At 65.9% G+C, this 17726-nt stretch carries 15 protein-coding genes; 13 read left to right on the top strand and 2 right to left on the bottom strand.

Annotation, left to right across the window (positions count from 1 at the left end):
• Nucleotides 1–88 precede the first annotated feature (88 nt).
• From EJ066_RS05985 to EJ066_RS05970, 4 genes are read left to right on the top strand one after another with little or no spacing between them, the layout of a single operon-like run.
• A complete protein-coding gene (locus EJ066_RS05985) occupies nt 89–913 on the top strand; it encodes an ATP-binding cassette domain-containing protein (RefSeq protein WP_126035795.1) in 825 nt (274 codons plus the stop codon).
• Nucleotides 914–957: 44 nt separating this feature from the next.
• Complete coding sequence (gene exbB, locus EJ066_RS05980) at nt 958–1890, top strand: tonB-system energizer ExbB (RefSeq protein ID WP_126043761.1); 933 nt, start codon at nt 958–960, stop codon at nt 1888–1890.
• 23 nt (nt 1891–1913) lie between these two features.
• Nucleotides 1914–2378, top strand: a complete 465-nt coding sequence (gene exbD / locus EJ066_RS05975) for a TonB system transport protein ExbD (protein WP_126035793.1) — start codon at nt 1914–1916, stop codon at nt 2376–2378.
• Nucleotides 2378–3352 carry a TonB family protein gene (locus tag EJ066_RS05970; protein WP_126035791.1) on the top strand — a complete coding sequence of 325 codons (975 nt, stop codon included), beginning with the start codon at nt 2378–2380 and terminating at the stop codon, nt 3350–3352. Before exbD ends, EJ066_RS05970 begins: the two co-directional genes overlap by 1 nt.
• Nucleotides 3353–3402: 50 nt before the next feature.
• Here EJ066_RS05970 and EJ066_RS05965 read toward each other — a convergent pair whose 3' ends face one another.
• Entirely contained in the window at nt 3403–4653 is a 1251-nt protein-coding gene (locus EJ066_RS05965) for an ATP-binding protein (protein WP_126035789.1), read from the bottom strand.
• Nucleotides 4650–5378: a response regulator gene (locus EJ066_RS05960; RefSeq protein ID WP_126035787.1), complete on the bottom strand. Its 729-nt coding sequence runs from the start codon at nt 5376–5378 to the stop codon at nt 4650–4652. The genes EJ066_RS05965 and EJ066_RS05960 overlap by 4 nt, the downstream gene beginning before the upstream one ends.
• 208 nt (nt 5379–5586) lie before the next feature.
• Here EJ066_RS05960 and EJ066_RS05955 point away from each other — a divergent pair, with 208 nt between their 5' ends.
• The 9 genes from EJ066_RS05955 to EJ066_RS05915 all read left to right on the top strand — a co-directional run bounded on the left by EJ066_RS05955 (nt 5587) and on the right by EJ066_RS05915 (nt 17722).
• The gene (locus EJ066_RS05955) at nt 5587–6234 is read left to right on the top strand and encodes a hypothetical protein (RefSeq protein WP_126035785.1); all 648 of its coding nucleotides are present in this window, start codon (nt 5587–5589) and stop codon (nt 6232–6234) included.
• A gap of 73 nt (nt 6235–6307) precedes the next feature.
• The gene (locus tag EJ066_RS05950) at nt 6308–6505 is read left to right on the top strand and encodes a hypothetical protein (protein WP_126035782.1); all 198 of its coding nucleotides are present in this window, start codon (nt 6308–6310) and stop codon (nt 6503–6505) included.
• On the top strand, nt 6495–7664 hold the full coding sequence (locus EJ066_RS05945) for an efflux RND transporter periplasmic adaptor subunit (RefSeq protein ID WP_126035780.1): 1170 nt from the start codon (nt 6495–6497) through the stop codon (nt 7662–7664). The genes EJ066_RS05950 and EJ066_RS05945 overlap by 11 nt, the downstream gene beginning before the upstream one ends.
• Nucleotides 7661–10807 (top strand): efflux RND transporter permease subunit, encoded by a 3147-nt coding sequence (locus tag EJ066_RS05940; RefSeq protein WP_126035778.1) that lies wholly within the window; start codon nt 7661–7663, stop codon nt 10805–10807. The genes EJ066_RS05945 and EJ066_RS05940 overlap by 4 nt, the downstream gene beginning before the upstream one ends.
• On the top strand, nt 10791–12077 hold the full coding sequence (locus EJ066_RS05935; RefSeq protein WP_126035776.1) for an efflux RND transporter periplasmic adaptor subunit: 1287 nt from the start codon (nt 10791–10793) through the stop codon (nt 12075–12077). The genes EJ066_RS05940 and EJ066_RS05935 overlap by 17 nt, the downstream gene beginning before the upstream one ends.
• Before the next feature lie 4 nt (nt 12078–12081).
• Complete coding sequence (locus EJ066_RS05930) at nt 12082–15237, top strand: efflux RND transporter permease subunit (protein ID WP_126035774.1); 3156 nt, start codon at nt 12082–12084, stop codon at nt 15235–15237.
• Between the two features lie 11 nt (nt 15238–15248).
• A complete protein-coding gene (locus EJ066_RS05925; protein ID WP_126035772.1) occupies nt 15249–16739 on the top strand; it encodes an efflux transporter outer membrane subunit in 1491 nt (496 codons plus the stop codon).
• A 130-nt stretch (nt 16740–16869) separates the two neighbouring features.
• Entirely contained in the window at nt 16870–17202 is a 333-nt protein-coding gene (locus EJ066_RS05920) for a metalloregulator ArsR/SmtB family transcription factor (RefSeq protein ID WP_126035771.1), read from the top strand.
• Nucleotides 17203–17215: 13 nt separating this feature from the next.
• Complete coding sequence (locus tag EJ066_RS05915) at nt 17216–17722, top strand: arsenate reductase ArsC (protein ID WP_126035769.1); 507 nt, start codon at nt 17216–17218, stop codon at nt 17720–17722.
• Nucleotides 17723–17726 lie beyond the last annotated feature (4 nt).

The following is a 17726-nucleotide window of genomic DNA, read 5'->3' as shown; positions in this document are numbered from 1 at the left end:
GTCATCTTCATTGTTGACTAGTAAACTCATGTTTCATAGTCAACCGGGCATCGGTGCCGAAACCGGATTACCCAAACCGGATTTCGAAATGCGCGCGCGAAGCTGGAGAGAGGCCAAGACCGTGGCTGGAATTCATGCCCAGACTGCCTTCCGCGTCGAAGCGGTGCGGTTCGCTGTCGGCGAGCGGACGCTGCTCGGTCCTGTTACACTCGAGCTGCAACGCGCGCGCGTCTACGGGCTGATCGGGCACAACGGCTCGGGCAAGTCGACGCTGATCAAGCTCTTGGCGCGTCAGCAGCCGGCAAGCTCGGGCGGCATCACCTTCGCGCAGCGTCCGCTGGTGCAGTGGGGCGCCCGAGAACTCGCCCGCGCGCTTGCCTATCTGCCGCAGACGACGCCGGCGGCGACCGGCCTGACCGTGCGCGAACTGGCGACGCTCGGCCGCTATCCCTGGCATGGCGCGCTCGGCCGTTTCGGGCATGAGGACAGGCGCCATGTCGACGAGGCGCTTGCCCTGACCGACATGGCGGATTTTACCGACCGGCTGGTGGACGAATTGTCCGGCGGCGAGCGGCAGCGCGCATGGCTGGCCATGCTGGTGGCGCAGAATGCCGGCGTCATGCTGCTCGACGAGCCGATCTCGGCGCTCGACATCGCCCATCAGGTCGAGGTGCTGGGGCTGGTCAGGGACCTCAGCCGCAAACGCGACCTATGCGTCGTGGTCGTGCTGCACGATCCCAACATGGCGGCGCGCTACTGCGACGAATTGATCGCACTGAAGGACGGCAGGCTGCTGACGCGCGGCACGCCCGACCAGATCATGCAGGGCGACGTGCTCAAAGGTATTTTCGGCGTGGAGATGGGCGTTTTCGCGCACCCCGTCACCGGCCAGCCCATCGGCTATGTGCAGTGAGGCCACTCATGAGAATAAGGAAGATGCCCTTGTCCAGACATGGTTTGCCCAGACATGGTTTGTTCGCCGCGTTGATCGCATCCGTCATCCTGTCGGCCGGTAGCACCGCCGCCCAGGAGCAACCGGCAGGCGCGGCCCCGGTGATCGAGGCACCCGCTCCCGCGCCTGGGGAGGCTGCGCCGGACGCGGCCGTGCCACTGGCAACGCAGCCCGGCGTGACCACGCCCACCGAGACCACGCCTGTCGAGATTGGTCCTTCGACGGCAACGTCCCTGCCGCATGACCTGTCGCCATGGGGCATGTTCATGGCGGCCGACATCGTCGTGAAAGCGGTGATGATCGGGCTGGCCTTTGCGTCCTTCGTCACCTGGACGATATGGCTGGCCAAGTCGCTGGAGATCCTTGGCGGCAAGCTGCGCGCCCGCCGTGCGGCACAGGCGATCGGCAATGCCGCGACGCTGAACCAGGCCGGGCGCGCGCTTGGCCACAATAACGGCCCCGGCGCCTTGCTGGTGCGGGCGGCGGAGGAAGAGACGGCGCTTTCGGCCGGCTCGCTCGATCATGTCTCCGGCGAGGGGTTGAAGGAACGGGTCACCTCGCGCCTGTCGCGCATCGAGGCGGCGGCGGCGCGGCGCATGTCGCGCGGCACCGGCGTGCTGGCGACGATCGGCTCGACCGCGCCCTTCGTCGGCCTTTTCGGCACGGTCTGGGGCATCATGAACGCCTTCATCGGCATCTCGCAGGCGCAGACCACCAATCTCGCCGTCGTTGCCCCGGGCATTGCGGAAGCCTTGCTGGCCACCGCGATGGGCCTTGTCGCGGCGATCCCGGCGGTGGTCATCTACAACGTCTTCGCGCGATCGATAGCCGGCTACAGACAGATCCTCGCCGACGCTTCGACTGGGGTCGAACGGCTGGTCAGCCGGGATCTGGATTTCCGCACGGTCGCGCCGGCAAAGCCTATGGCCGCGGAATGAGCACGGATTAGCGGAGCGACACCATGGCGGCCAGAATTCGAGAGAACATCGACGGCGATCTCGAGGAAAACCACGAGATCAACGTCACGCCGTTCATCGACGTCATCCTGGTCCTGCTGATCATCTTCATGGTCGCGGCGCCACTGGCGACGGTGGACGTCAATGTCGATCTGCCGGGCTCGACCGCGACGCCGGCTCCGCGGCCGGAGACGCCGCTGTTCCTGACGCTGAAAAACGATCTCAGCCTGGCGATCGGCAACGACACCGTGCCGCGCGAAACCTTCGCCGCCACGCTCGTCGGCAGGACAAAGGGCGACAAGCAGACGCGCATCTTCCTGCGCGCCGACAAGGCGGTCGGCTATGGCGAGCTGATGCAGGTGATGAACCTGTTGCGGGGTGCCGGCTATCTGAAGATCGCGCTGGTCGGCCTCGAGACCGCGCCCGGGGATGCCGCAGTCCCAGCGCCGCAAGACGGAACGGGCCAATAATGTCGCCGGCCGCCGCCCTGCCCATGGTCGATCAGCCGCGCTTCGGCGTGCGCGAGATTGCCTGGTGGGCGGCCGCCGCTGCGCTGGTTCTGGTGGCGCATGCCGCGATTGCCTATGCGATGCAGAGCTGGCGCCCGGCCGAGCCCGACGGGGGGCCGCCGCAGGCGCAGGTGATCGAGCTGTCGCCGATGGCGGTCACGCCGGCGATGCCGGCGCCAATGCCAGACCAGGTGGCGCCCGATCAGCCAGAGCCGGTCGAGGAGCCCGAGACAGCCGAAGCGGAGCCTGCGCCCGAACCGCCCGTCGAACGGGCGGAGCCGGTCACAGAGCCGTCGGAAACCGCTCCGGCCGACGCAGTCGAGCCCACCCCACCGACCGTGGCGGAACGGGTCGACCAGCCGCCGCTCGAGGAGGTTGTGCCTGATGTTGCCGAGGCCGTCACGCCGGAAGTGGTCATTCCGCTGCCGCAGCCGAGACCGGTCGACGCACCCGTCGAGACCAAGAAGCAGGCCAAGGTGAAGGAGCCGGCTGAGGTCAAGGCGAAGAAGCCGGTCAGAGAGGCCAGACAGCGTCCGAAAAAAGAGAAAGCCGCATCTTCTCGCCCGAAGACGGCAGCCGCCCCGAGCGCGGCTGCGAAATCCGCAGCCCGGGCGGCCGCACCGAAATCGGCCAAAGCAGCAGCCTCGGCGTCACGCGGGAACTCCAAGAAGTGGAACTCGCAACTGACAAGGTGGATCAATCGGCACAAGCGCTATCCGAAGGCCGCGAAAGCCCGCCATTCGGAAGGAACCGTGAGGGTCTCCTTCACGGTCGCGACCTCCGGCCGAGTGACGTCCGTTCGCATCACTGGTTCCTCCGGCGACTCTGATCTCGACCGCAGTGTACTCGACATGCTGCAGGGCGCCACTGTGCCGGCGCCGCCGGAAGGAGCTAACTCGCGTGTCGATGTGCCCTTGACGTTCAGCCTGCGGTAATCAGGCGACACGGCGATGCCGTGCGTCGAGAATGGCGCCAAACGGCTGAATCAGGAAACCGCATTGAAAACCACTTTCTGTGAAAGGCCGCCGCCCGGGCGGTTCTCCAGTGTGATGGCGCCGCCGTGGCGTTCGATGATTTCCTTGGCGATGGCGAGGCCGAGGCCGGCGCCTGGAATGGACTGCCTGCGGCCGGGATCGACGCGAAAGAAGGGCTCGAACGCCTTGCCGAGCAGCTCGGGCGGAATGCCGGGTCCGCGATCGGCGATGGTGAGGGTGGCGCGGTTGTCGGCTGCGGACAGGGAGATGCCGCAGCCCTTGCCATGCGTGGCGGCGTTGACGATCAGGTTGCGCAGCGCGCGGCGAAGGCCGAGCGCGCCTGCCCTGACCGAGACCTTGTCGAGATGGCCGACCGACACGGCATGGCCGAGTGAAACCATCTCGGCCTCGATGTCGCGGACCAGCCGGTCCAACTCGACCGGCTCGACGGCATCCTGGTCAACCTCCTCGCGCACCAGTCGGATGGCGCTGTCGGCGATGCGATCGAGCTCATCGAGGTCGTGCAGCCATTTCTCGCGTTCTTCGTTGCCAGCCAGGAATTCGGCGCGCAGCCGCATGCGCGTCATCGGCGTTCTCAAATCATGCCCGGCGGCGGCGACCAGGCGCATGCGGCTTTCCATAGCGGTCTTCAGTCGCGACGAAAGCTGGTTCAGCGCGTGCGCCGTCGCCTTGACCTCGGCCGAACCCACCTCTGGCACCGCCGCCAGCACGCCATCCGACCCGATCTTGGAAACGGCGGCCTCCAGCATCTCGACCGGCCGGATCAGCACGGAGGTGAAATAAACCGAGACGGCCGTGGCGCCGGCCACAATCAGCGAGATCCAGCCGGCGAGAACCAGCCACTCACGCTTTGGCGGCGTGATGTGGGGAACTTCGATGATCGCCCAGCGATTGTCGTGCAGGCGCACCGACGCAAGCTGACCGGGCTCTCCAGCTTTGTCGTTGACGACGGCCAGGACGTCGAGACCCCGGCGGCGCAGGATGTCGTTGAGCATCGCCGTTTCGTCCCGGTCCACCCTGCCGCCGGCCGGATGGTCGCTCAGTTGCACCGGCAGCACATCTGGAATCTGGCTGGGCAGAAGCCGCACTACGAGTTCCATCTGTTGGGCAACCCAGGGCATGATCAGTTCCGGTGGTGGCCCCCCGCCACGCACGCTGATGACGGCGGCCGTCGCCAGGCCGACCACACCGACGATCGAAGCGACCAGCAGCAGGATGAGGCGGCGGCGCAGTGAGTTCACGCGTGGTTCTCCACCGTCTCGACCCTCGCGGTGAGCTGGTAGCCCCCATTGCGCACCGTCTTGAACAGCGGCCCATCGCCGGCGTCGGCGAATTTACGCCGCAGCCGGCTCATCAACACGTCGACCGAGCGTTCGAGCGGGTCGCGCTCGCGGCCCTGCGTCAGGTCGAGCAGCTGGTCGCGCGTCAACAGCCGGCCGGGACGGTCAAGAAACACTTGCAAAAGATCGAACTCGGCGCCGGTGAGGTCGATGGCCACGCCTTGCGGATCCGTCACCTTGCGGGTGTCCGGCTCCAGCCTGTAGCTGGCGAAGCGGTAGATGCGCGGGCGCTGCGCAGCCAGCGGCTCCTCGGGCGCTGAGCGCCGCAGCACGGCGCGGATGCGGGCGATGAGCTCGCGCGGATTGAACGGCTTGCCGAGATAGTCGTCGGCGCCGAGTTCAAGGCCGATGATGCGGTCGACATCCTCCTTCAGCGCGGTCAGCAGGATGACCGGAATGTGTGGTTTGCGGTCACGCAGGCTGCGGCAGATATCGAGCCCCGAACCGTCGGGCAGCATGACGTCGAGCACGATCAGGTCGAACTGGCCGGTGGCCAGCCTGTGCTCGCATTCGCGCCGATCCGCCGCGACCGAGACGCGAAATCCCTGGCCGTCCAGGTAGCGCTGGAGAAGCGTCCTGATCTCGCGATCGTCGTCGACGACGAGAATATGGGGTTGTGACTGCATTGCCGTGCCCTTGCTTGCCCCTTGATATAGCGAGAGCCACGCCCGAGCGGCATGGAAAATTGCAACCGAGTGTTTCCGGCCCGGGCGCGGAAACATTCGGAAACAAATCTCCTTCTTCCGGAAACCTTCGGCAATACGCCGAAGCGAAGCGGAAAAAGATGCTCCCTATCCTCCTGCCGTCCGAAGCATGAGAGAAAGGAACACCATCATGCAAAGCAGATTTCTTGCGCTCGGCCTGTTCTCGCTTGCCGCCATCCATCCCGTGCTGGCGGCGCAGCCCGACCCCGCCGCGGCGCCCGGCAACGAACCGCCGGCGATGGCCCGGCAGGACGATGCGGACCATGGCCCGATGCCCTGGCCCGGCCGGCGCGGGCCGCTGCGGCATGGACCGGACGGTTTTGGTCCCGGCCGCATGGGGCCGCCGCCGGAGATGCTCGCCGCCCGGCTTTCCGCGCTCGAGACGCGCATCGGCATCAGGACGGAGCAGCTCGACGCCTGGCGCGACTACACCAGCGCGCTGCAGGCGATGCTGGCGCGGCCCGATCGTGGCCCGGGTGGTGCCGACGCGGAAGCGCCCGGCGCCAAGGCTCCGCGCGCCTTCGCTTTCCAGGAAGGACTGGCAGACGATCTGACCCAACGCGCCGCCTCGGCTGCAAAGCTGAAGGAGGCGATTGCCGCGCTTCGCGTCAAGCTGACGCCCGAACAGCTCGAAATCCTTGCTTCGGCGGACAGACCTCATGGACCACCCCAAGGGCCATGGGACAATCCGCCGGATGATGCAGCCGGCCCCGGAGGCCTGCCCGATTCTGGCAGGCCGCTTCCGCCACCCCTACCCCGGACGGGCGGGCAACTCTGACCGGCTGCACCGGCCGGCCCGTTTGGCCTACCCCGCGATCGGGCCGGCCGGCCTTTTTGTGAAGGAGACTTCCATGTGGGAGATGTTCCTGATGCTGCGGCTGCTGATGGCGGCCGCGCCGGAGCAGCATCGCCGCGGTTCGGCGGCGACGCTGCGGTCGCTGCAGGCCTTCACCGGCGCCACCAGGCTCGTCTTCGGCACCTGGCGGCTTTCGCTCGGCGCTCCCCTTATCGAGAATTCAGTTGACGGTGAAAAGACCCATGGCCGCTAGTTCATCGCGCAAGAAATACCTGCTGCTTTGCGCCGTCATTCTTGCCATTGCGGTCGCCGCCATACTCAAGGCCTATGGCCGTGGCAATGCCGATGCGGGCGAGGCCGGCGCGGCAGCGAACCGTGTGGCGGCGGTCGCGCAGGCCTCGCTGACGGTTTCGGTCGAAACGGTGCGCAAGGATGAAATCGCCGCGGCGATCACCGCCACCGGCACGGCCCAGGCATGGCAGGAAGCCGCGATCGGCGCGCAGACCAGCGGCCTGCAACTGACCGAGGTCCTCGTTGCCGAAGGCGACCATGTCAGCAAGGGCGAGGTGATCGCGCGCCTCGACGATACGGTGCTGCGGGCCCAGCTTGCCGAGCAGAAGGCAGCCACCGAGCAGGCGCGCGCCACGCTGGAGGCGGCCGAGACGGCGGCGGCCCGTGCCAGGAAGCTCATCGCCAGCAATGCGATCAGCGCCGAGACGGCCGAGGAAAAAGCAACCACGGTCAAGACCAGCCAGGCGCAGCTCGCGCAGGCCGAGGCGGCGGCGGACAATATCGCCGCGCAACTCGCGCGCACAGAAATCCATGCTCCCTTCGACGGCACGGTTTCCACCAGGCCGGCGGTTGCCGGGTCCATCGTTCAATCCGGCACGGAACTGATGAGAATCGTGCGCGACGGCAAGGTCGAGGTCGCCGTGCAAGTGCCCGAGAAAAACCTGGCCTCGATCACGACCGGCCAGGCGGCGACCATCACCGACGCTTCCGGCAAGGTGTCTTCCGGCAAGGTCGGCTCGATCGCCGAGAATGTCGACGGCACCACAAGGCTGGGCACGGTCTATGTCGCGCCGCAGGACAATTCCGGGCTCAAGCCCGGCATGTTTGCCCGCGTCTCGATCGCCACGTCCACGGCGGAGGTGCTGAACGTTGCCGAAAGCGCCATGACCTGGCGCGACGGCAGACCGGGAGTCTTTGTCGTCGGCAAGGATGGCAAGGTCGCGGCGCGTAGCGTCGAGACCGGCAGCCACTGGGATGGCCGCGTCGCCATTGTGTCCGGGCTGAGCGAGGGCGAGAGCGTCGTCGTCTCTGGCGCCGGCCTGCTCAATGACGGCAATCTCGTTCGCGTTGCAGCGGGCGACAGCGACCAGGCCGTGTCGAGCGCGGAGACGGCGCGATGAACGCCATTTCCTCCTGGTCGATCCGCAATCCGGTTCCGACCATCGTCCTGTTCCTGTCGCTGACGATTGCCGGCCTCTACGGCTTCATGCAACTGCGCACCAACAACATGCCTGACATCGACCTGCCGACGGTCACCGTCACGGTGACGCAGGCGGGTGCGGCGCCGAGCGAGATGGAAGTGCAGGTCGCGCAGGTCATCGAGAACGCCGTGGCCAGCCTGGACGGCGTCGACGACGTCTCGACCTCGCTCAGCGAAGGCTCCTCGGTCACCACGGTCGAGTTCACGCTCGACACCGATCCCGAGACCGCCGCCAACGATGTGCGCAATGCGGTTTCCGGCGTGCAGTCCAGCCTGCCGGCGGCCGCCCAGGCGCCGGTGGTGGCGAAGGTCAATGCGACGGGCAATTCGGTGCTGACCTATGTGGTCGAGGCGCCAGCGATGTCGCCCGACGCGCTGAGCTGGTACATCGACAATGACGTCGCCAAGGCGATGCTCGGCGTCGACGGCGTGTCCAAGATCACCCGTTCGGGCGGCGTCGACCGGGTCATCCGCGTCGAACTCGATCCCGACCGGCTTGCAGCACTTGGGATCAGCGCCGGCGATGTCAGCCAGACGCTCGCGTCCATCAACGTCAACCAGCCGGGCGGCCGCACCACCATCGGCAGCCAGGAGCAGTCGGTGCGCACGCTGGGCAGCGTCACCACCGTCGAGGCGCTGGCCGATACGCGCGTTGCGTTCTCGAAAGCCGGCGACGTCAAACTCTCCGACCTCGGCAAGGTGGTCGACAGCTGGGAAAAGCCGCGCCAGTCCGCCTATCTCGACGGCAGGGAGGTCGTCGCCTTCAACATCTACAGGTCCGTCGGCTCGAGCGAGATCGACGTGGTCAAGGCCGCGCGCGCCGCGATCGCCGAGATGGGTTCGAAGACGAGCGCGGCAAAGTTCACCGAGGTCACCTCGTCTTCCGGCTTCGTAAGGGAAAGCTACGATGCGGCGTTCGAGGCGCTGTGGCTCGGCGCGCTGCTTGCCATCGGCGTCGTCTGGCTGTTCCTGCGTGACATCAGGGCGACGCTGGTGTCGGCGGTCGCCATGCCGCTGTCGCTGATCCCGACCTTCGCGGTGATGGCGGCGTTCGACATCTCGCTCAACAACATCACGCTGCTGGCCCTGTCGCTGGTGGTGGGCATCCTCGTCGACGACGCCATCGTCGAGATCGAGAACATCGTGCGCCACATGCGCCAGGCCGGCGTCAGCGCCTATCAGGCGGCGATCGAGGCCGCCGACGAGATCGGGCTCGCCGTGGTGGCGACCACCGCCACGATCGTCGCCGTCTTCCTGCCGGTGGCCTTCATGCCCGGCATTCCCGGAAAGTTCTTCTTCAGCTTCGCGGTCGCGGTCTGCGTGTCGGTGCTGTTTTCGCTGCTGGTGGCGCGCATGCTGACCCCGTTGATGGGCGCCTACCTGGTGCGCGCCGGCGGCCACAGCGAAGACGACACGCCGGCCTGGGTGCCAACCTATCTGTGGCTGCTGCGCAAGGCGCTCGACCATCGCTGGGTCACGCTTTTTGCCGGCATCGCTTTCTTCGCCGGTTCGATGGCGCTGGCGACGCAACTGCCGACCGAATTCATGGCGGCGACCGATCGCGGCCGCTCGATGATCTCGGTCGAGCTGCAGCCGGGATCGACGATCGAGCAGACAACGGCCGTGGTCAAGGACATCACCAAACGCCTGGAAGCTGATCCGGCGGTCGACGGCATCTTCGCCACGATCGGCACGGCGGCCGAGTCGGGTGGCGGACCGAACCGTGGGTCGAGCTCGGCCGAAGTGCGCAGCGCTAATGTCACCGTCAATCTGAAGCCGCGCGACGAGCGGACGGTCAGCCAGCAGGAATTCGAGGCCGCGGCCTCACCGAAGCTCAACGACATTGCGGGAGCCCGCGTTCAGTTCGGCGCCGATGGTTTTTCCGGCGCCAAGGTGTCGATTACACTGGTGGGCGACAATGGTGATGCGCTGCAGCAGACCAGCGATGCGCTGATCGACCAGATGAAGTCGATTCCCGGCCTCAGCAATCCGACCTCAACGGCCGCGACCACCAAGCCGGAGCTGATCGTGCGCCCCGACAGCGCCAAGGCGGCCGAGCTCGGCATCACCCCGACCGAGATCGCCCAGACCGTGAAAGTCGCTACCGTCGGCGACACCGACACCAGCCTGCCGAAATTCAATCTCGGCGATCGCCAGGTCTCGATCGTCGTGACCTTGCCCGATGGCGCCATCGACGATCCCGCGAAGCTCGCCATCCTGCCGCTGACCGGCAGCAAGGGCACGGCGCCGCTTGCCGCCATCGCCGACATCAGCTTCAGCGCCGGCCCGAACAGCATTGCGCGGGTGGACCGCAGCCGCAGCGCCACCGTCGAGGCGGACCTTTCGGGCATCACGCTCGGCGAGGCGACCACGGCGATCCGCGCTCTACCGGCCATGCGGAACTTGCCGGCGGGCTTGCATGAACTGGCGCGCGGCGACGCCGCCCGCATGCAGGAACTGTTCTCAGGCTTTGCCACGGCGATCGCCGCCGGTATCCTGCTGATGTACCTGACGCTGGTCCTGCTTTTCCGCGGCTTCGTGCAGCCGGTGACGATCCTGGTGGCGCTGCCACTGTCGGTCGGCGGTGCTCTGGGTTTCTTGCTGATCACCGGCAAGGCGCTTGGCATATCGCCGCTGATCGGCATTTTGATGCTGATTGGCATCGCGGCCAAAAACTCGATCCTGCTCGTAGAGTACGCTCTGATGGCGGAGAAGGAGCGCGGCATGAGTCGCTTCGAGGCACTGCTCGACGCCGCGCGCAAGCGGGCGCGGCCGATCGTCATGACGTCGATCGCCATGGGCGCCGGCATGCTGCCGATCGCGCTTGGCATCGGCGCCGACGCCGAGACGCGCGCGCCGATGGCGATCGCAGTGATCGGCGGACTCATCTCCTCGACCCTGCTCAGTCTCGTCTACGTGCCGGTGGTCTACACCTTCATGGATGACATCCAGCGCTTCCTCGGCCGGCATCTCAGCCGGCTCCTGGTGGAACCATCCGATGCCGGCAGCCAGGCGGCTTCAGTAATTTCAGGGAAAGATCCAGGCCATGCGCATCCAGTCTAGTCAGTCTCCGTTGCCGGTACGCCGGCTCCCGCCCTGGGCCGGAATGCTGTGCGCGGCGCTTCTTCTGGTTGCCTGCTCGCAGGAGCAGAGCAACGCCCCTGCAGGCATGGGGGGTGCCGGCAGGCCCGAGGTCGGCGTCGTGACGCTGCATCCGCAGTCGGTTGCGATCACCGCCGAACTGCCGGGCCGCACCGCCGCCTCCCTCATCGCCGAGGTGCGTCCGCAGGTCGATGGCATCATCCAGCAGCGCCTGTTTCAGGAGGGTGCCGAGGTGGTGGCGGGGCAGCCGCTCTACCTCATCGACCCGGCGAGCTATCAGGCCGCCTATGACAGCGCCGTCGCGGCCCGGCAGAAGGCTGAAGCCGCGGTGCCCACCGCCCAGGCCAAGTTCGACCGCTATGCCGGGCTGCTGAAGCAGAACGTCGTCTCGAAGCAGGATTATGACGATGCCGCGGCGACGCTGGCGCAGGCGCAGGCCGACGTCGCGTCGGCCAAGGCCAGCGTCGAAACCGCGAAGATCAGCCTCAATCGCACCTCGATCACCGCGCCGATCGCCGGAAGGATCGACAAATCGACATTGACGCCGGGAGCCTTGGTCACCGCCAACCAGGAAACGGTGCTGACCACCATTCGCTCGCTCGATCCGATCAATGTCGACGTCACGCAGTCGAGCACCAACCTGCTCAATCTGCGCCAGGCGATCAACGAAGGCCGGCTGAAATTCAGCGGGACCAATGTGAGCGTCAAGCTGAAGCTCGACAACGGCACCATCTACGCGCAGAACGGCAAGCTGGAATTCGCCGGCGCCAATGTCGACCAGTCGACCGGCACCTTCGCACTCAGAGCCCAGTTCCCCAATCCCGACCGGCTGCTCTTGCCCGGCATGTATGTGCGCGCCATCGTCGAGGAAGGCGTCGCCCAAAACAGCTTCCTAGTGCCGCAGCGCGGCGTCACCCGCGACCCCAAGGGCCAGGCGACGGCCATGGTCGTCAATGCCCAGGGCAAGGTCGAGCAGCGTGTGCTCAGCGTGCGCAACAGCGTCGGCAACAACTGGCTGGTGGATTCCGGCGTCGGCGACGGTGACCGCGTCATCGTCGAGGGCCTGCAGCTGGTGCGCGCCGGAGGCGACGCGACCGCGGTCGAAGTGACGATCGACGAGACGACCGGCGAGATCAAGGACCGCGAGCAGAATTCCGCCTCGGCGACCGCCGCCGGCGGCAATGCCGCCGGTGCCGCCAAGCAGCCGGCCTCCGGCGCAACCGGGAACTGAAGCGATGTCGGGATTCTTCATCAACCGGCCGATCTTCGCCTGGGTGATCGCCATCGTGATCATGCTGGGCGGCCTCTTGGCGCTGCAATCGCTGCCGATCTCGCAATACCCGCAGATCGCTCCAACCACGGTCAACATCAGCGCCAGCTATCCCGGCGCCGACGCCCAGACCGTCGAGAACTCGGTGACCAAGGTCATCGAGCAAGGCATGACCGGCATCGACAATCTCGACTATATGACGGCGACGTCGACCTCGACCGGAGAGGCCTCGATCACGCTGACCTTCACCAGCGGCGCCAACGCGGACACCGCCCAGGTTCAGACGCAGAACAAGCTGCAGCTCGTGCAGTCGCAGCTGCCGCAGGTGGTCCAGAACAACGGCATCACCGTCTCCAAATCCTCGACCGGCTTCCTGATGGTCGTCGGCTTCGTCTCCAGCGATGGCAAGATGAACTCGACCGACCTCGCGGACTATGTTGACTCAACCGTCAACGACACGCTGAAGCGCGTCGAAGGCGTCGGCTCGACGCAGCTTTTCGGCTCCGGCTATGCCATGCGCATCTGGCTCGACCCGGACAAACTAGCGCAATATTCGCTGATGCCGAGCGATGTCGCCACGGCCGTCGAGGCGCAGAACACGCAGGTTTCGGCCGGCCAGCTCGGCGGCCTCCCGGCGCGCAAGGGCCAACAGCTCAACGCCACGGTGACGGCGAAGAGCCGGCTGCAGACCGCCGAGCAGTTCCGCAACATCATCCTGAAGAGCAATACCGACGGCTCGCTGGTGCGGCTGAACGATGTCGCCAAGGTCGAGATCGGCGCCGAAAGCTACACCACCCAAGCCCATTACAACGGCAACCCGGCCGCCGGCGTCGCCGTCAGCCTGGCGACCGGCGCCAACGCGATCAACACGGCGGAAGCGGTACGCACGACGATCAATCGCCTGAGTTCGACCTTCCCGCAAGGCGTCGAGGTCGTCTACCCGTACGACACCTCGCCCTTCGTGCGCCTGTCGATCGAGGAAGTGGTGAAGACGCTCGCCGAAGCGATCGTGCTCGTGTTCCTGGTGATGTTCGTCTTCCTGCAGAATTTCCGCGCGACCATCATTCCGACGATTGCCGTGCCGGTGGTGCTGCTCGGCACGTTCGGCGTGCTCTCCTTCTTCGGCTATTCGATCAACACGCTCACCATGTTCGCCATGGTTCTGGCCATCGGCCTGCTTGTCGACGACGCCATCGTCGTGGTCGAGAATGTCGAGCGCGTCATGCAGGAGGAAGGCCTGCCGCCGAAGGAGGCGACGCGCAAATCGATGAACGAGATCACCGGCGCGCTGATCGGCATCGCCACCGTGCTGTCGGCCGTGTTCGTGCCGATGGCCTTCTTCGGCGGCTCCACCGGCATCATCTACCGGCAATTCTCCGTCACCATCGTCTCGGCGATGGTGCTCTCGGTGCTGGTGGCACTGGTGCTGACGCCGGCGCTCTGCGCCACCATCCTGCGCCCTGCCAAGGACCATGCGACGCAAAGGGGTCCGTTCGGCTGGTTCAACCGCATGTTCGATCGCGGCACCATCGCCTACCGCGACGGCTCGCACGGCATCATCAACCGTTCCTGGCGCTTCCTCGCCGTGTTCCTCGCCATCGTCATCGCCATGGGCTGGATGTTTGCCCGGCTGCCGAGCTCGTTCCTGCCGGATGAGGATCAGGGCATCCTGATCACCAGCGCATCGCTGCCGGTCGGCGCGACGCAGGACCGTACCGAGCGCGTGCTGGCTGAGGTGACCAACCACTATCTGAACGAAGAGAAGGACGCGGTCGAAGGCGTGTTCACGGCTTCCGGCTTCGGCTTCGGCGGCGCCGGGCAGAATGTCGGCATCGCCTTCGTGCGGATGAAGGATTTCGACCAGCGCAAGACCTCGGCCCTTTCCGTGTCTGCGGTCGCCGGCCGCGCCATGGGCGCCTTCTCCAAGATCAGGGATGCCCAGGTCTTCGCCCTCGCCCCACCCGCCATCCAGGGTTTCGGCAACACCAACGGCTTCGATTTCTACCTGCAGGATGTCAATGGCGCCGGCCATGAGGCGTTGATCCAGACGCGCAACCAGCTTCTCGGCTTGGCCGCGAAGAGCACGCTGCTCGCCAACACACGCCCCAACGGCCAGGAGGACCAGCCGCAATTTTCGGTCGATATCGACCAGGAAAAGGCCAGCGCGCTCGGCATCAGCCTCGCCGACATCAACAACACGCTGTCGACCGCCTGGGGCAGCGACTACGTCAACGACTTCATCGATCGCGGCCGGGTGAAGCCTGTCTATCTGCAGTCTGATCCGGACTTCCGCATGCAGCCGGAAGATCTCGACAAATGGCAAGTCCGCAACTCCGGCGACGCCATGGTGCCGTTCTCGGCCTTCGCCTCCAGCCACTGGACATTCGGCTCGCCCAGGCTCGAACGCTATAACGGGTCGGCGGCGGTCGAGATCCAGGGCGCGGCGGCCACGGGCGTCAGTTCGGGTGCGGCGATGGACGAGATCGACAGGCTGGTGGCGCAGCTGCCCGCCGGATATTCCCACGAATGGACCGGACTGTCGCATCAGGAGAAGCTTTCAGGCAACCAGGCGCTGTCGCTGTATGCGATTTCGGCGCTGGTCGTGTTCCTGTGCCTGGCCGCGCTTTACGAAAGCTGGTCGATCCCGTTCGCGGTCATGCTGTCGGTGCCGATCGGCATCTTCGGCGCGTTGCTGGCGGCGACCCTGTTCGGCCAGACCAACGACGTCTATTTCAAGGTCGGGTTGCTGACCACGATAGGGCTTGCCGCCAAGAACGCCATCCTCATCGTCGAGTTCGCCATCGAGCGGCAGACCGCCGGCATGGGTCTTGTCGAGGCGACGCTGGACGCGGCGCGACAAAGGCTGCGACCGATCCTGATGACGTCGCTGGCCTTCATCCTCGGCGTGACGCCGCTGGCGATCGCCAGTGGCGCCGGCTCGGGGGCGCAGAACTCCGTCGGCATCGGCGTCATGGGCGGCATGATCGCTGCGACCGTGATCGGCGTGTTCCTCGTGCCGCTGCTGTTCGTCACGGTGCGACGCATCTTCAAGGGCAGGGCGGCCAAACAGGACACTGGGCAGGATACGGGCGAGACGCCGACAATAGCCAAACAGCAATAAGGGTTCTTCATATGACAGGTTTTGAACGTGGCTCGGTGGCCGCGAGGCGGACGATTGTGCCTATTCTCACCGCCGTCCTGCTCGCGGGATGCGTTGTCGGCCCGGATTATCAGACGCCGATCCTGCCGGTGCCGGCGAACTGGAGCGGTCAGAACCCGGCAAAGGTCATCAGGCCGGCGCAACTGTCGAAATGGTGGCAGAACCTGCGCGATCCGGAGCTGAATACGCTTGTCGAGCAAGCGGTTGCCGGCAATCTCGATGTGGCAACCGCAAAAGCCAGGATCCGCGAGGCGCGCGCCAGCTACCGCCAGAGCGTCGGTACATTGTTCCCGTCCGCCGACGGCTCCGGTTCCGCCACGCGCAACAAGACGGCTGCGACCACATCGGACGGAACTGCCAGCGATGCCTACAGTCAATACCAGGCCGGCTTTGACGCCAGTTGGGAACTCGACCTGTTCGGCGCCAACCGCAGAAGCGTCGAGGCCGCGCGCTATGGGCTGGACGCCTCCGAGGAGGAGCTGCGCTCGACGCTGCTGACGCTCGTCGGCGACGTGGCGTCCAGCTATGCGCAGGCGCGCGGCTATCAGGCTCGCATTCAGCTCGCCCGGCGCGCAGCCGCCTCGCAGAAGCAAACGGCGGTGCTCACCCGCGCCATGGCGCAAGCCGGCACGGCGACAGCGGCCGATGTCGCCAAGGCGATGGGACAGGCAAGCAACACCGAGGCAGACGTTCCGTCGTTGGAAGCAGGCTACGCCGAAGCGGTGCATCGCCTTGCGGTGCTCACCGGCCGTCCGCCTTCCGCCTTGAACGAGCGGCTGAGGCGCAGCGCGCCGATTCCCACGCCGCGCCTGCCGATCCCGGCCGGGATTCCGGCCGACATTCTGCTAGCCCGCCCCGACGTGCGCATGGCCGAGCGGCAATATGCGCAATATACCGCCAAGATCGGCCAGGCCGAGGCGGCGCGCTATCCCTCGGTCAGCCTGACGGGAGACATCGACACGTCAGCCTTCAAGCTCGGCGATCTCGGCAAGAACTCCTCGATCGGCTGGTCGTTCGGGCCGACGCTCAGCGTGCCGCTGTTCAATGCCGGTCAGCTGAAGGCGGCCGTCGAGGTCGCCAAAGCCCAGCGCGATCAATATTTCATCGCCTACCAGGCCTCCGTGCTGACGGCGCTCGAGGATGTGGAAAACGCGCTCGTTGGGCTACGCCAGGAGCGCATCAGGAACAGCAAGCTCGCTGCTTCCGCGAAATCCTACGCGGACGCGGCACGCCTTGAAGGCACGCTTTACAAGGCCGGGGAGACAAGCCTTCTCGAGGTGCTGGACGCGGAGCGCTCGCTCTACGAGGCCGAGGACGATCTGCTGCAAAGCCGCATCGCCATCGCCACCGACTACATCGCGCTCAACAAGGCGCTCGGCGGCGGCTGGGACGGTGCGATCGATGCTGGCAAGCCGGAGGTGGTCGACGTCAAGACCGGTGCGCGGCTGGCATCGAAACCCTGAGGCCAAGCCGAGAATCGCCCCTCCGTCCAGACAGAACATCGGCGAAATCTGGATATCGGGGCTCTTGCCTGCCGTCACCCAGCTGTCATATGTTGGCGCTAAATATCCTTAACTCTGGATTTATAGATACATGGACAAGAAAGCCGCCCTCCTTGCATTGGCAGCGCTCGGCCAGGACACCAGGCTGGAAGTCTTTCGCCTGCTTGTCCGGGCGGGCGCGGACGGCATGCCGGCCGGCGAGATCGCCTCGCGCCTCGATACGGTGCAGAACACCATGTCGGCGCATTTGAAGGTCCTCGGCCATGCCGGCCTCGTGCGCGCCGAGCGCGAGGGCCGAACGATCCGCTATGTCGCCGACATGACCGGCTTTCGCGATCTGCTGGCCTATCTCATGGAGGATTGCTGCAACGGCGCGCCGGAGCTGTGCCGGCCCGTCATTCAAGCTGTCACTTGCGAATGTTGAAGGAGGATGTGTGATGAGCGAGCCATATAATGTTCTTTTTCTCTGCACCGGCAATTCGGCACGGTCGATCCTCGCCGAGGCGATCCTGAACCGTGTCGGCGCCGGCAAGTTCAAGGCATATTCGGCCGGATCGCACCCGAAGGGAGAGGTCCATCCGTTCGCGCTTCAGCTCTTGAAGACCCTCAACCACGACACGTCTTTCGCCCGATCGAAAGACTGGGAGGAATTCGCGGTTCCCGGCGCTCATGAAATGAACTTCGTTTTCACCGTCTGCGACAACGCGGCCAATGAATCCTGCCCGGTCTGGCCAGGACAGCCGATCACGGCGCATTGGGGCGTGCCTGATCCGGCGGCCGTGGAAGGCACCGACGCCGAAAAGCATCTGGCCTTCGCCGAAGCCTATCGCATGCTCAACAATCGAATCTCGATCTTCGTCAGCCTGCCGATGAACACGATCGACAAGCTCGCCCTGCAGAAACGGCTGAATGACATCGGCCGCGATCTACCGAAAGCCGGCTAACATG

Source organism: Mesorhizobium sp. M9A.F.Ca.ET.002.03.1.2 (genome assembly GCF_003952365.1).
Lineage (GTDB): Bacteria > Pseudomonadota > Alphaproteobacteria > Rhizobiales > Rhizobiaceae > Mesorhizobium.
This window is presented reverse-complemented; position numbering and strand designations above follow the sequence as displayed.

Excerpts from the sequence above, each read along its gene's own strand:
- EJ066_RS05950 (WP_126035782.1), top strand. The coding sequence starts at position 6,308 with ATGTGGGAGATGTTCCTGATGCTGCGGCTGCTGATGGCGGCCGCGCCG.
- EJ066_RS05920 (WP_126035771.1), top strand. The coding sequence starts at position 16,870 with ATGGACAAGAAAGCCGCCCTCCTTGCATTGGCAGCGCTCGGCCAGGAC.
- EJ066_RS05960 (WP_126035787.1), bottom strand. The coding sequence starts at position 5,378 with ATGCAGTCACAACCCCATATTCTCGTCGTCGACGACGATCGCGAGATC.
- EJ066_RS05985 (WP_126035795.1), top strand. The coding sequence starts at position 89 with ATGCGCGCGCGAAGCTGGAGAGAGGCCAAGACCGTGGCTGGAATTCAT.
- EJ066_RS05970 (WP_126035791.1), top strand. The coding sequence starts at position 2,378 with ATGTCGCCGGCCGCCGCCCTGCCCATGGTCGATCAGCCGCGCTTCGGC.
- EJ066_RS05930 (WP_126035774.1), top strand. The coding sequence starts at position 12,082 with ATGTCGGGATTCTTCATCAACCGGCCGATCTTCGCCTGGGTGATCGCC.
- EJ066_RS05945 (WP_126035780.1), top strand. The coding sequence starts at position 6,495 with ATGGCCGCTAGTTCATCGCGCAAGAAATACCTGCTGCTTTGCGCCGTC.
- EJ066_RS05935 (WP_126035776.1), top strand. The coding sequence starts at position 10,791 with ATGCGCATCCAGTCTAGTCAGTCTCCGTTGCCGGTACGCCGGCTCCCG.
- EJ066_RS05955 (WP_126035785.1), top strand. The coding sequence starts at position 5,587 with ATGCAAAGCAGATTTCTTGCGCTCGGCCTGTTCTCGCTTGCCGCCATC.
- exbD (WP_126035793.1), top strand. The coding sequence starts at position 1,914 with ATGGCGGCCAGAATTCGAGAGAACATCGACGGCGATCTCGAGGAAAAC.
- EJ066_RS05940 (WP_126035778.1), top strand. The coding sequence starts at position 7,661 with ATGAACGCCATTTCCTCCTGGTCGATCCGCAATCCGGTTCCGACCATC.
- EJ066_RS05925 (WP_126035772.1), top strand. The coding sequence starts at position 15,249 with ATGACAGGTTTTGAACGTGGCTCGGTGGCCGCGAGGCGGACGATTGTG.
- EJ066_RS05915 (WP_126035769.1), top strand. The coding sequence starts at position 17,216 with ATGAGCGAGCCATATAATGTTCTTTTTCTCTGCACCGGCAATTCGGCA.